This window comes from Ignavibacteria bacterium (assembly GCA_025612375.1).
Taxonomy (GTDB): Bacteria; Bacteroidota; Ignavibacteria; order Ignavibacteriales; family SURF-24; genus JAAXKN01.
In genome coordinates, this window is sequence record JAAXKN010000010.1 from 14,591 (window position 1) to 26,843 (window position 12,253).

Consider the following 12,253-nt stretch of genomic DNA (forward strand, 5'->3'; position numbering starts at 1 on the left):
TTAAGTCCCTCAAAGAAGGAAAGAAATTTAATCAGACAAAAGTGCTTCTGGCTGACTTATACGGAACAGGAACATTAAATCTGATCTTTATGATAAACAAAGAGAAACTTAAGGTCTTTGAGCTTTCTGACATAAAGGTTCCTAAGAACTTTGTTTCAACCTTCTAAAAAGCGGATAAAGTATGCTTGAACTTAACAATATATCCAAGTCCTTCGGTGAAAAGAAAGTCCTCGGTAATATATCGGCCTCCTTCGGTTATGGTATAACAGGAATTGCAGGCGCTAACGGCTGCGGAAAAACAACACTGCTTAAGATCCAGACAGGCCTGCTAAAGCCTGAAAGCGGGAAGGTCTTCTATAACAGTAAAGAGATAAATACACAGAGCGCGCTTTGGAGGTCAAAGATAGGATACCTGCCGCAGGCAATTGGGCTCTACAACAGGATGACAGTTTATGATCTTCTTGATTACATGCTTGTCCTAAGCAGCATAAAAGATAAAGCGCGCAGAAAAGAAAGGATTGAATACTTTACAGGTGAACTTAATCTTAAAAGCTATCTGAAGATCCCTTGCGGGTACTTGTCGGGAGGTGTAAAGCAAAGGGCCGGCATTGCACAGGCTTTAATTCATGATCCCGAGATTATTTTACTGGATGAACCCACAAACAATCTGGATGCTGAAGAGCGCGAGAGATTCCACAATTTCCTGGACAAGTTCAGGCATAATAAGACAATACTTTATGTGGGGCATATTATTGAAGAGATGGGTTATTTGAGTGACCGGATGCTGATTTTTAAAAATGGGGAAATTGCGTTTCAGGGTAAGCCTGCAGAACTATTGAGTGACAGCAGATATTCTGTAAAGCAAATACTTCTTAGTAAAAGTGAAGCCTTGATGGTTGAACCGCAAAGGATACTCCGCAAAATAGCTATTGATGGAAAAACGAGGATAATCTACAGCTCCGGGCAGAATGATAACATTGGTGAAGAGGCAGAAGCCCGTTTTGAAGATGTTTACAAAATAATCACGCGGGGCTAAGAGCATGCACGGCTTCATTTACAATTCTTTAAAGCAGATGCTTAATTCCACATACTTAAGCCTCCTCTTCCTCTATGGCGTTATATGCTGGATGGTTACAGATATGGCAATTAAAAGCCAGGGGTTTGTTTCCGGTAAGGCAATACTTAAATCGTATGATACAATTGTTCTTTTCCTGGTTCTCATCAACTGCATCTATTTTATTATTACTCATTTCAGGGAGAGCCTGAACAGCCGGGTGCGGGATGCAGAGGTTGTGAGGCTTGGTAAATTCAGGTATTTCTGGGGGCTTATCGCCACATATTTTATTTACTTTGTGGTCTTTAATGTTTTACCTCTATATCTGACGGCATTTGTGCAGAATATTATCAGCAGCACTTCCGCATTCCAATTTTCAGATTATATTTTTGCCTTACTTTCAACGGCACTCAGAGCCGGATTCTGGCCGATAGTTTTATCGGTCATTTTAATTGTCTGGATAAAAAATGACCTTATGACACTCATTGCCTGGACAGCAGTATACCTGATGGTTACGGCAATCAGCGTAATCTCCGGGCTCTACAAAACAGGTGACGGGAGCACTCCCCTTTCAACAGTTCCTCTAATTGCTAATATTGCTGTTTCCATCCTTACTATTGGTGGAGGATTTATTATCAGCCGCAGGCTTACCGAATATGATTACAATGAAAAGATATCGGGCGGAATATTCCCATATATAGCTCACAAATTAAGATTTGTGCTTTCAGAATTTCATTATAAAATGCTGGGATTAAAAACTCAAAGCCTGTACCTCATATTCGGATTACTGGGTTTTGCTTTTGTTTTAAGCTTAACGGCAGGCATGGGTGCAAATAACACGGTGATATCGAAGATATATGTTGCGGTCTTTTTTCCGCTGCTCTTTTCTTTTAATCAGTACAATCTTCTGGCGGTGGACATTGAATCTGGGATGATTGTAACCAATGTTTTAAGAAAGACCGGTTATTCCAGGGTTGTTATGAACAGGTGGTTTACCATGCTTTTGCCGCAGGCTGCTTTTGCAGTAATATTTTCATTCTTTTTAGCAAGCTCATTTGACGGCCTTAACATATCATTTTTAGTACTGGTAGTAATGCTGAATTTACTGTTCAGTTCCATGAATTTTTCATTATCAGTATTTTTTATGAGGCCGGGTTTTGCCAATTTCACCGTGGGGTTCATTGCATATTTAATGCTGCGGGAAGATGTTCAGACAGTTATAAGTTCAAGCAAGCTAATGAGTTATGTTAATGTATTCGGCAGCATAACGAGTTTTACAAACAATACTCCGGCGCTAAGCCACATTCTTATTGCTCTTTTCTTTTCAGTAATGTTTATTCTGCTGGCTTTTAATAAATTGAAGAAAATTGATATAACAGCGGTATAAGCATCCGATTATAATTGTCGGATCTCACATAAGGCCGGTAAAATTGGCACAAATCCGGCACAAATAATTTTTCATTATGGTTTAAAACGAAAAAAGCCCGATTTTGTGTTAAAATCGAGCTTTAATTGTGGAGCTAAGGAGGATCGAACTCCTGACCTCTTGAATGCCATTCAAGCGCTCTCCCAGCTGAGCTATAGCCCCATGCGTATGATTTAGTTGTACCAAATCATACCACAAATTTAAAGAAGTTTAGTCCCTTTGTCAACCTGCTTTTTGCTTTGTGAGCATGTTTTTTGTGCTAAACAAACTTTGAACAGTAAGCCGCGGCCTTGTACAGCTCGTTCTGCGGACCTTTTAAGCCAACCTCAATATCCCATTCGTAACTAAGCTTGTTCTCAAGACGGTTATTTACCTTGAAAGACTGCGGATTTAAGGTTATTCCGCTCTGGGATAATACATGATTTATCCTGTCGCTTATCCCTGCTACTACCCCGCCGATTGCTTCAATTGCCTGACCGCTAAAAGGGACAGGAGCCCCTGTTACTTTCTCCGCAATCAGAAGCATATCCTTTGAGCTTCCAAAGAGTCCTACGGTAACGGATATCTCCTTTTTATCATCTATCAGTTCTACAGATGCCAGGATCTCATTTGCAATCTTTACTTCACTGCTCTGTGAAATCAAAGAAATCTCCATCCCAATTGCACGCTTGAACTCACCCGCCGAAATTGAACCGATCTGAGAAGCCAGTTCACTCCTGAGCACTTTGCCAACCTTCTGGAAAAGACTGGTTTCTTCCCCGAGGACAACTTTACGGAACTCCTTGTTGAAAGTCTCCATTGAAGCAGACTTTTCCACCACACCGTTAAAAAGGTTAGATTTCATGGCAGTGGATTTCAAAACGGTGGAGAAAAAGTAAATTTTTACTTCCGTGCCTCCCGGAATAGCCCTTATCTTCTGCGCCAGGGCTCTTTCATTAATAATCTTTATCTGCTCACTGACAAAAACAAACCCGGGCCGTAACTTTTCAAAAAGGTTCAGGCCCTCCTGCCCGTTATCGGCAATTGTAATGTCATATTTATCACCATAAAGCCTTGTGAACTGCGAACGGAACTGCTTATCATGCTCAACCAGGAGGAATTTTGTTTTTCCTGAAGAATCCTGAGACTCTTCGGCTTCATCAGAAGTTTCTTCCATCTGGCTGTCCGGTTTCTTATCGGAAATAACTTTCAGCAGACCTTTTAATTTGTCTGATGCCGAATTCTGATAGATGGGCTTCAGAATTATGTCGGCAATACCCAGTTTTAAGAGGCTTATTATCTTTTCTTTATCCAGAGCACTTGCCAGTACAACAAGCGGCAGCTTATCGTTCGAATGAACCGATCTGATAACGCTGATAATTTTATCAGTATTCTGCGGCTGTATATCCAGGTCAAGAATTGCCATATCAAAATCCTGGTTTATAGCCGCAGTAATAAAATCTCTTACTTCTTCTATCTCCGTTATTTTACACTTACAAGAACTGCTTAATATCCGTTTTATAATATCTCTGGTGTCTTTATCTCTGTCGCCTATTAGTATCCTTATGGACAAATACCCTCCAAGTCAAAAATAATCATATAATCATTATCGTTAAAGTTTGCCGAAAATTAACCTCTGAAATTAATTTTCTTCGCAGTGTTCCAAAAAGTCTTTTACACCTTTAACGATCTTTTCGGCCAGTTCTTTACGGAAATTGTCGTCTGTAAGTTTCATCTCGTCTTCAGGATTAGACATGAATGCCTGCTCGACAAGCACGTTAGGCAGTTCTGTCGGTGAATTAAGCGTAAAGTTGAAGCTTCCCACGTTCCCATTTGGTTCAAGTCCCGTCTTAAGCACCTGGTTATAGATAGAAGTTGAAAGGGGCCTGAAGCCAATGTACTTGTAGTAAGTACTTATGCCTTTAATTTTTTCAGGATCTGAAGAAGCACCCGGAGCATTTGCATGTATGCTTATAAGTATATCGGCTCCGGAGTTGATAATTGTCCTTACCCTCTCGCTGTTAAGCACATTACTGTCGTCTTTACGCGTTAGAATAACTTTAGCTCCTTCATTTTCAAGAAGCTCCTTCAGGTGCATGACAGTTGAAAGATTTATGTTCTTCTCCAGTGAGCCCGTTCCTCCCACAGCGCCAAGACTTGCGCCGCCGTGGCCTGCATCGAGAACAAATGTGAGTTTATCAATGTCCAGTTTTTCAGGCTGTCTTTTAACCTTAATTACAAGGCTGCTGCCCCTGTAATCTATTCCGTAGCCCCAGCTTTGATTGTGCTTAAGTTCAATTATAATCCTGAAGACGTCTTTTTCAGGCTGTTCATAGTATACGTTTTTAATTTCTTTTGTAGTCAAGTGCTGCGTGATCCAGTTGGAGTTTGCAACAGCACCGTAAACGTCCACAATAAGCCTGTGGTTTAGAGGGTCCTGGACTGAAGTATAAGGGAGTTTTTCATTAAGTCCGATGGAAATGTAGTCATATTTATTATCCCCGTAAACGCTCCACGATCCCGTCAGTGAATAAGGCATAAAGGTACCCTCAGGCAGAATGTCCACCTCGTCTTCAGGGATCCATGCCTCCAGGTTTTGGCTTAGCATAACCCTGTACTGTTTTCCAGCTTTGCCGTTAATTTTAAGCCTTATGCCGGGGTTTAAGAAGCCCATTTTAGCTCCTCCCAGGCGGTCTTCACCAAGTCCGAAATTAAGATAAGGGCGGTCGCCTTTTGTAACGGCAACCAGGGGGAAATCGCCTGTTCTGACTGAAAACAATCCTTTTGAAACCTTTGTAATGCTTTTCCCCGTAGAATCCTGCAGCTTGAAAGTCACTGCAATCGGGGGAACAGTTTCTGTAGGCCTTATTTTGTAAATGCCGTGATAGATGCCGCGTATGCCGTTAGTCTCAGAGTCAGGCAGTTCAGTCATAGGAAGCCAGCTTCCCTTTCCGCTCCCAAAGAACGCCTGGCGTCCCGGAGTGCCCTTAAAGCTAACGTTCAGAATGTCGCCGGTCTGAAGCCATAGTTCGCGCGAAGGCTCCATTAAGGCGTCTTCAATTACAAGAGAATCCTGAGGTGTGGTCTCAAGCGGCTTTCTCCTAATTATAAGGAACGATTTCGTGAGCGTCTCCCCTGAAGGGGTGACGGAAGTAATTGTAAAAGGATTTTCTCCTACCTGAAGGTCGAGCAGTCCTGCAAAAACGCCTGAAGGGTAAACCTTAAAGGCTCTGCCGTTAATAGTAACCCTGCTGCCCGGAACGGTGTTGGCAGAAATGCCTAAATGTTCAGATGATATTATTGTTGTATCCCGGTCAGGGTCTATCATGGTTATTCCGGGTTTTTTATTATCTGTTTTCTGTGCCGGAACCGGGTTTGTAAAACTAAGGACGAATGCTAAGATTACCGCTGAAGAAAGTAAAAAGGACTTCATTATAATTTCTCCGGTTTTATTCTCTTTTAACAATGCTTGAAGGCGGCAGGCTTCACAAGGCCACCGCCGGGAAATATGGATTTAAGTGCAAAAGCATGGCAAAAGTAAATAAAATTGAAGAGAATTAAAACGTTTCAATGAAATGTTTTGAAAAAAGAAAACCGGAAGCAGGCCTGGTTTAATTTCAGGCTTACTTCCGGCAAATTTCCATGAGCTTTTGAAGAGTCTTAGAGTTTGAACTTTACAGGGAGCACTATCTGCACTTTAACTGGCTTTCCGTCAATTCTTCCCGGCTGGAACATGGTCTGTTTTACAGCATCCTGAGCCGCTTCATTAAGGCCGAAACCGATCCCTTTTACGACTTCCGTCTTAGTGACTGCCCCAGCCTCATCAACGTAAGCTCTTACAATAACTTCCCCTTCAATCTTTGCATTGCGGGCGTTCGTGGGATAAACGAGCTTAGAGGTAATGGCATCCATTCCGCCTACAGGCTGCGGGTACTCCTCGGCAGCAAGTAAGAATTCCTCAGGATCACTTTTAGGAGGGCTTCCTTTAATAATATTTTCGGCGCCCGGTGCAGAAGTATTATCATTTGAAGCAATATTCTTCTTTGCTCCGCCCCTCATAAGCATGTCGTTGGTCTTTCCTTCAGGCGCAGGAGGCTTAAGCGTAACGTCGTAGCCGTAGTCTTTCTTTTCCTTCAGCACGCCTTCCACATAGACCAGATAAGTCTTAAGGCCGCCGTTGTCGTAATATTCCTTGGCTATACCGTCGCGTTTACCGTCTTTAATAAAGAGTTCCATCCTGGGGGCGCTGTTATCATAATAAGTTTTAATCCAGCCGTTCAGCTTCCCCATTTCGTAGTTTTTTTCTTCCTTGAGGACACCATTTTCATAGAACCACCTTGCAGTTCCGTGCAGAATGTCGTTGGCGTAATAAATGGCCGATCTCATGTGCCCGTTGTCGTAATAATCTCTAATTAAACCGTCCTGAGCCTTTATATGAAAAAACGGAATTAAGAATAGGATTAAGAGGTATCTTATTTTCACTTTTAAACACAACCCGATAATTTTCAAAATTAGGTAGTAAATATAACAATTTTTGCCTTCACTCATTAACCCAAATTTTATTCACTCTTTTTCTGAAAAAAGCTAAACCGCCTTTCCCATTTCGAATGCCTGCGTCATCGCCTTGTTTCTAATGATATCGCCTGTTTTCCAGGCTCCGGTTCCATATACAGTTCCCTTTTCCTGGGCCCCGTTGAGGCAGGAAGTAAAGCCCCTGAATCCTTCCAGGGTTCTTTCCATTGCTTTTTTAGTCCTGTCGGCAGCAGCCACAATGCAGTAGAATTCCTTATTGTTTATTTCCGTATAGCGTGAGCAGGTTCTGTCGATCAGAGTTTTCATCTGTGCGCTCATAGTGTAAAAGTAAACAGGTGTTGCCATTACAATAACGTCGGAGGCTATCATTTTCTCCAGTATTTCAGCCATATCGTCTTTCTGGGGGCAGTTTTTTCCGCCGTCAAAGCATTTGCCGCACCCGGTGCAGTAGTTTATTTTTTTATTCTTCAGGAATATCTTTTCCGGATTATGCCCCGCCTGCTGTGCCCCCAAAAGAAACTGATCACACAGAAGATCTGAGTTTCCTCCCTTGCGGGGGCTGGAGGATAGTACTAAAACTTTTTTATTCATTATCTCATTTTCTTTAAATATCACAGTCTGAATTTTTGCCGTACAAACATAAGAAAAAACCGCAGAACTTATGCTCTAATTATTTAAGGACATTATAATTTCTGGTTTTCTAATACTGATTCATGATAATATAAAGTCCGCCTAAAATAACCAGGACTCCGCAGGCTCTTTTCGTATAAGTCATAAGCCTCGAGCTTTCAGTCCAGTTAAGATACTGCTGAACCGCCCTGCTCAGGGTTCCTGCCCCGGCAATTACAGTGCAGTGGCCGAGTGCAAAACAAGTCAGAAGAGTCACAGACAGCATAACCTCTGAAGAAGCCGCCTGAAAGACCACTCCGAGAACGGGCGCCATAAAGGCGAATGTGCACGGCCCAAGCCCAATGCCGAAAAGGAGCCCGAGCAGGAATGCAGCCGTGAGCCCCTTATATTTTGTTGAACTTACACCAAGGGCATTCCAGGGAAGTTTAATTAAGTCTAGCAGGTAGAGCCCCATTGCAAAGAATACGGCAGCAACAAGGTAGTTGCCCGTTGAACCTATATCCCCCATCAGGCGCCCAAGCAGCAGTGTTATTAACCCCAACATGGCTATTGTAATTAATATCCCGAAGGCAAATGTAAGGGATATGCTGAATGTTCTCTTAAGAGAAATGCCGCCCTGAGTTGTTATGTAGCCTACGACAAGAGGAATACTTGATAAGTGGCAGGGACTTAAAAGTATGCTTAATATACCCCAGGTAAAAGAGGCAAATGAAGCCAGGTAAATATTGCCATAAAGAGCTGAGTTTAACCAGGTAAAAATTTCATTCAGCATATTAAACCCGCAGGAATTTGTGATAGTTTAGTTTAGAATTTTCAGGCCTTTGGACTGAAGGAACTTATCAATTTCTTTTTCGGCAAAGAACCCTTCATGCCTGAATATCTCTTTGCCCGTTTCATCCAGAAAAACCTGAGTCGGTATGAGCTTTATGCCGTACTGCCGGCTGTATTTTTTCTGATCCTCTTTCCAGACGTCGTAGAAAACAACTTTTATCTGTCTGCCGTATTTTTTTTCAACTGATTTCATAACCGGCTGCATCTGTTTGCATGGTATGCATCTTACAGACCCGAGTTCCACGAAAGTTATCCGGGGCTTAAGCTCAGGAGAACTTTTCCCGCCCGGGCTCTGGGCATAATTTAATGAAAAGGCTAAGAGAGCAAGTATCAGGACAAAAGTCTTTTTCATTTTAATTCTCCTTACTTAAGCTTGTTTTAACCATTGAAGGATCTGTTCACTTTTAGGAATTATACCGCTCGAAACGACTTTTTCGTTTACAACGAGGCCCGGCGTCATAAGGATACCGTATTTCATTATCTCCGGAATATCGGTTACTTTGACCACTTCGGCCTCAATATTATTTTTTTCAATTACATCTTTTACTGACGATTCAAGATTTTTGCATCTTGCACAGCCCGTTCCAAGTACCTTTACAACCATTTTTGTGATCTCCTGTAATTATTAAGTCAAAAACAAATTCAATACTATATTTCCGTATTATCAATTTAATAGACCAGATTAAACAGATAGCCTACAATGATTATTCCCAAAGCCACAACCCCGATAAATGTCAGGATAAGAGGAAGCTTTAATACTTTTTTAAGTATTATCGTTTCAGGAAGAGAAAGCCCGATTACAGACATCATAAATGCCAGTACAGTGCCAAGCGATGCCCCCTTTTCAAGAAGCGCCTGCACTATTGGAATTATTCCTGCGGCATTCGAGTACATCGGCACACCTATCATAACCGATAATGGCACCGACCACCAGGCACTTTTGCCCATAAGGCCTGCCATAAAGTTTTCAGGCACATATCCGTGAATTCCGGCGCCTACGGCAATACCTAAAACTATATAGATCCAAACCTTCGATACAATTTCCCTTACAGCCTCAAAGCCTGAGGTAATCCTTTCTGTAAAAAGAGGCTTTGCCTCAGAGAGTTCAAGCTTCCCGGCTTTGACCTGATAGACCCAGTCCTCAACATACCGTTCCAGCCTGAGGCGGCCTATTACGTAGCCTGAGAACATTGCAATTATGAGTCCTGTTGACATGTAAAGCAGGGCTGTCTGCCAGCCGAAGAGCCCGAACAAAAGCACCAGAGCGACCTCATTTATCATGGGAGCTGCAATCAGAAACGAGAATGTAACGCCAAGAGGAACGCCTGACTCTATAAAACCAAGGAAAAGCGGAATAGCCGAACAAGAGCAGAAAGGAGTTACAATACCCAGAATGCTGGCAAGAACGTTACCGGTAAAAAGGGATTTCCCCTCAAGCATCTTTCTTGTCCTTTCCGGCGAGAAGTACGTCCTTATTATACCCACGGCAAAAACAATCAGCACCAGAAGAAGCAAAACCTTGGGTACTTCATAAATGAAAAATCTGACGGCTTCAGTAAGATGAGAGTCTCTGTTCATTAAAAGGACATTATATGTAATGAAACCGGTAAAGGATTCAAGGCTAAAGTATGCAAGAGCCCATAAGGGAAGAAGCACTATAAGCAGTATGGTGTTCTTTCTTCCTTCCTGTGCCGCTATTAATTGTTCCGCATTTTCCGCATTTTCCACGTTTTTAACCTCTTTGGTCTATAAAGTAATGTCTGCCAGGTACAGTCACCTAAGGCCGGGGGATTAACCTCTCACCCGGCCTTAAGCCCTTTTAATTTATCTTTTTGTAACCAACAACCGTTATGCTAAATATGCCCTTTTCTCCCGAACTGAACGACTTTGCTTCCTCTTCCGGCATATACTTCATAAGAGTTTCCAAAGGAAGATCAATAATTTTGGATTTTTTGATCTCAACATCAGTAAACCCGGCTTGGGATATTTTGCTTAAGTAATCCTCCTGCCTTAGGGCTCCCGCCACGCAGCCGGCGTACATTGCAGCCGACTGCCTTAAGGCTTCGGGGAGCTCCCCTTTTAATACGATGTCAGAGACGCAGAAGTGGCCGCCGGGTTTAATTATCCTGTACATCTCGCTGAATGCTTTCTTCTTATCCGGAACAAGGTTAAGCACGCAGTTGCTTACAACTACGTCTGCAGTGTTGTCTTCGAGCGGCATATCTTCAATTTCACCCAGGTAAAACTCAACATTCTTAACGCCCAGCTTTTCTTTGTTTTTATTTGCCTTGGCGATCATTTCAGACGTCATATCGAGGCCAATAACCCTTCCTTTCTCACCTGCAATTGATCTGGCAATAAAGACGTCGTTGCCGGCGCCTGAACCCAGGTCCACTACCGTATCCCCTTCTTTTATTGCGGCAAACTGTGTGGGCAGGCCGCAGCCCAAATTTAAGTCGGCCTCAGGAACATAACCCTGAAGGTGTATATAGTCATCGCTCATTATAGTATAATTAACATCATCTGACGAACCTGAGCAGCATGAGATCTGTACCGGCTCAGATGCTGAAGAGCAGCAGCAGGACTTTGCCGGTTTATCGGACTGGACGGCTATCTGACCGTACTTCTCTTTTACCATTTCTTTTAACTCTTTTTCGTTATCCATAGAGCAAAACCTCCTTTATATTTATTATTGAGCAACTGTACTAAGTTCATTCTGCTTTTCAGATGCAAAGTATTTCCTCCTGATCCAAAATGCCACGTTTACCAGGCTTATGAGCACCGGCACTTCCACCAGGGGGCCAATAACGGCAGCAAATGCCTCCCCTGAATTTATGCCGAAAACTGCAATTGCAACGGCAATTGCCAGCTCAAAATTGTTGCTTGCAGCCGTAAACGACAGTGTTGCTGCTTTTGAGTAAGAGGCGCCTGCCTTTTTCCCCAAAAAGAATGAGACCGTAAACATAATTACAAAATAAAATACCAGCGGGAGCGCTATTCTTACGACGTCCAGTGGAATTTTTACTATATATTCCCCTTTAAGCGAAAACATAACGAAAATTGTAAAGAGCAGAGCAACGAGTGTAACCGGGCTGACTTTTGGAATAAACACCTTCTCATACCACTCTTTTCCTTTTACCCTTAGCATCAGAAAGCGCGTTATCATGCCGCCTAAAAACGGGATTCCGAGATAAATAAATACGCTCTTTGCAATCTGTGCTATCGTTATATCCACGGCAAACGTCCTCAGGCCCAGCCATGATGGAATAATTGTCAGGAATACATAGGCATAGACTGAGAAGAACAGAACCTGGAATATTGAATTGAAAGCCACAAGTCCTGCGCAATATTCAGTATCCCCCTTTGCAAGCTCGTTCCAGACGATCACCATTGCAATGCATCTTGCAAGGCCGATTAGTATCAGGCCCGCCATGTATTCAGGATAATTCTGAAGGAATATGACTGCAAGAAGAAACATAAGTATTGGTCCTATTATCCAGTTCTGTATGAGAGACAAGGACAATACCTTAAGGTTCCTGAACACGTCGGGCAGTTCCTCGTACTTCACCTTTGCCAGAGGCGGATACATCATCAGAATAAGCCCTGCGGCAATAGGAATATTTGTTGTCCCGCTTTGGAAGCTGTTCCAGAAGCTTACAATTCCAGGGAAAAGGTATCCTGAAAATACGCCCATAATCATTGCAAGGAATATCCAGAGCGTTAAATAGCGGTCAAGAAATGAAAGTCTTTTTGTTAAACTTCCCATTTTAGTATTTCTCCAATTAAACTAATCCTTTAGA

The 12,253-nt window shown here is 42.5% G+C and carries 13 protein-coding genes and 1 tRNA gene; 3 read left to right on the plus strand and 11 right to left on the minus strand.

The genetic code is table 11. The features are described from left to right. From HF312_08700 to HF312_08710, 3 genes are all read left to right on the plus strand, one after another. The coding region (locus tag HF312_08700) for a hypothetical protein (protein ID MCU7520280.1) at positions 1 to 167 on the plus strand (167 nt) is incomplete at its 5' end. A 14-nt stretch (positions 168 to 181) separates the two neighbouring features. Next, on the plus strand, positions 182 to 1,036 hold the full coding sequence (locus HF312_08705; GenBank protein ID MCU7520281.1) for an ATP-binding cassette domain-containing protein: 855 nt from the start codon (positions 182 to 184) through the stop codon (positions 1,034 to 1,036). 4 nt (positions 1,037 to 1,040) lie between these two features. After that, complete coding sequence (locus tag HF312_08710; GenBank protein MCU7520282.1) at positions 1,041 to 2,441, plus strand: hypothetical protein; 1,401 nt, start codon at positions 1,041 to 1,043, stop codon at positions 2,439 to 2,441. A gap of 128 nt (positions 2,442 to 2,569) precedes the next feature. Here HF312_08710 and HF312_08715 read toward each other — a convergent pair. From HF312_08715 to arsB, 11 genes are all read right to left on the minus strand, one after another. Then, positions 2,570 to 2,642: transfer RNA gene (locus HF312_08715), tRNA-Ala, on the minus strand. Positions 2,643 to 2,739: 97 nt separating this feature from the next. Then, positions 2,740 to 4,032 (minus strand): response regulator, encoded by a 1,293-nt coding sequence (locus HF312_08720; GenBank protein MCU7520283.1) that lies wholly within the window; start codon positions 4,030 to 4,032, stop codon positions 2,740 to 2,742. A gap of 69 nt (positions 4,033 to 4,101) precedes the next feature. Further along, positions 4,102 to 5,892, minus strand: a complete 1,791-nt coding sequence (locus HF312_08725; GenBank protein ID MCU7520284.1) for an N-acetylmuramoyl-L-alanine amidase — start codon at positions 5,890 to 5,892, stop codon at positions 4,102 to 4,104. A gap of 227 nt (positions 5,893 to 6,119) precedes the next feature. Then, a complete protein-coding gene (locus HF312_08730; GenBank protein ID MCU7520285.1) occupies positions 6,120 to 6,941 on the minus strand; it encodes a TonB family protein in 822 nt (273 codons plus the stop codon). A gap of 102 nt (positions 6,942 to 7,043) precedes the next feature. Next, positions 7,044 to 7,583 carry a flavodoxin family protein gene (locus tag HF312_08735; GenBank protein MCU7520286.1) on the minus strand — a complete coding sequence of 180 codons (540 nt, stop codon included), beginning with the start codon at positions 7,581 to 7,583 and terminating at the stop codon, positions 7,044 to 7,046. A 109-nt stretch (positions 7,584 to 7,692) separates the two neighbouring features. Beyond that, positions 7,693 to 8,394 carry a cytochrome C biogenesis protein gene (locus HF312_08740; GenBank protein ID MCU7520287.1) on the minus strand — a complete coding sequence of 234 codons (702 nt, stop codon included), beginning with the start codon at positions 8,392 to 8,394 and terminating at the stop codon, positions 7,693 to 7,695. 27 nt (positions 8,395 to 8,421) lie between these two features. Next, the gene (locus HF312_08745) at positions 8,422 to 8,805 is read right to left on the minus strand and encodes a thioredoxin family protein (GenBank protein ID MCU7520288.1); all 384 of its coding nucleotides are present in this window, start codon (positions 8,803 to 8,805) and stop codon (positions 8,422 to 8,424) included. A 15-nt stretch (positions 8,806 to 8,820) separates the two neighbouring features. Further along, on the minus strand, positions 8,821 to 9,057 hold the full coding sequence (locus HF312_08750; protein ID MCU7520289.1) for a thioredoxin family protein: 237 nt from the start codon (positions 9,055 to 9,057) through the stop codon (positions 8,821 to 8,823). Between the two features lie 65 nt (positions 9,058 to 9,122). After that, positions 9,123 to 10,031 carry a permease gene (locus HF312_08755; GenBank protein MCU7520290.1) on the minus strand — a complete coding sequence of 303 codons (909 nt, stop codon included), beginning with the start codon at positions 10,029 to 10,031 and terminating at the stop codon, positions 9,123 to 9,125. 241 nt (positions 10,032 to 10,272) lie between these two features. Continuing rightward, entirely contained in the window at positions 10,273 to 11,118 is an 846-nt protein-coding gene (locus HF312_08760) for an arsenite methyltransferase (GenBank protein MCU7520291.1), read from the minus strand. Between the two features lie 24 nt (positions 11,119 to 11,142). Further along, complete coding sequence (gene arsB, locus HF312_08765) at positions 11,143 to 12,219, minus strand: ACR3 family arsenite efflux transporter (protein MCU7520292.1); 1,077 nt, start codon at positions 12,217 to 12,219, stop codon at positions 11,143 to 11,145. Positions 12,220 to 12,253 lie beyond the last annotated feature (34 nt).

Excerpts from the sequence above, each read along its gene's own strand:
- HF312_08745 (MCU7520288.1), bottom strand. The coding sequence starts at position 8,805 with ATGAAAAAGACTTTTGTCCTGATACTTGCTCTCTTAGCCTTTTCATTA.
- HF312_08705 (MCU7520281.1), top strand. The coding sequence starts at position 182 with ATGCTTGAACTTAACAATATATCCAAGTCCTTCGGTGAAAAGAAAGTC.
- arsB (MCU7520292.1), bottom strand. The coding sequence starts at position 12,219 with ATGGGAAGTTTAACAAAAAGACTTTCATTTCTTGACCGCTATTTAACG.
- HF312_08760 (MCU7520291.1), bottom strand. The coding sequence starts at position 11,118 with ATGGATAACGAAAAAGAGTTAAAAGAAATGGTAAAAGAGAAGTACGGT.
- HF312_08755 (MCU7520290.1), bottom strand. The coding sequence starts at position 10,031 with ATGAACAGAGACTCTCATCTTACTGAAGCCGTCAGATTTTTCATTTAT.
- HF312_08750 (MCU7520289.1), bottom strand. The coding sequence starts at position 9,057 with ATGGTTGTAAAGGTACTTGGAACGGGCTGTGCAAGATGCAAAAATCTT.
- HF312_08725 (MCU7520284.1), bottom strand. The coding sequence starts at position 5,892 with ATGAAGTCCTTTTTACTTTCTTCAGCGGTAATCTTAGCATTCGTCCTT.
- HF312_08735 (MCU7520286.1), bottom strand. The coding sequence starts at position 7,583 with ATGAATAAAAAAGTTTTAGTACTATCCTCCAGCCCCCGCAAGGGAGGA.
- HF312_08710 (MCU7520282.1), top strand. The coding sequence starts at position 1,041 with ATGCACGGCTTCATTTACAATTCTTTAAAGCAGATGCTTAATTCCACA.
- HF312_08740 (MCU7520287.1), bottom strand. The coding sequence starts at position 8,394 with ATGCTGAATGAAATTTTTACCTGGTTAAACTCAGCTCTTTATGGCAAT.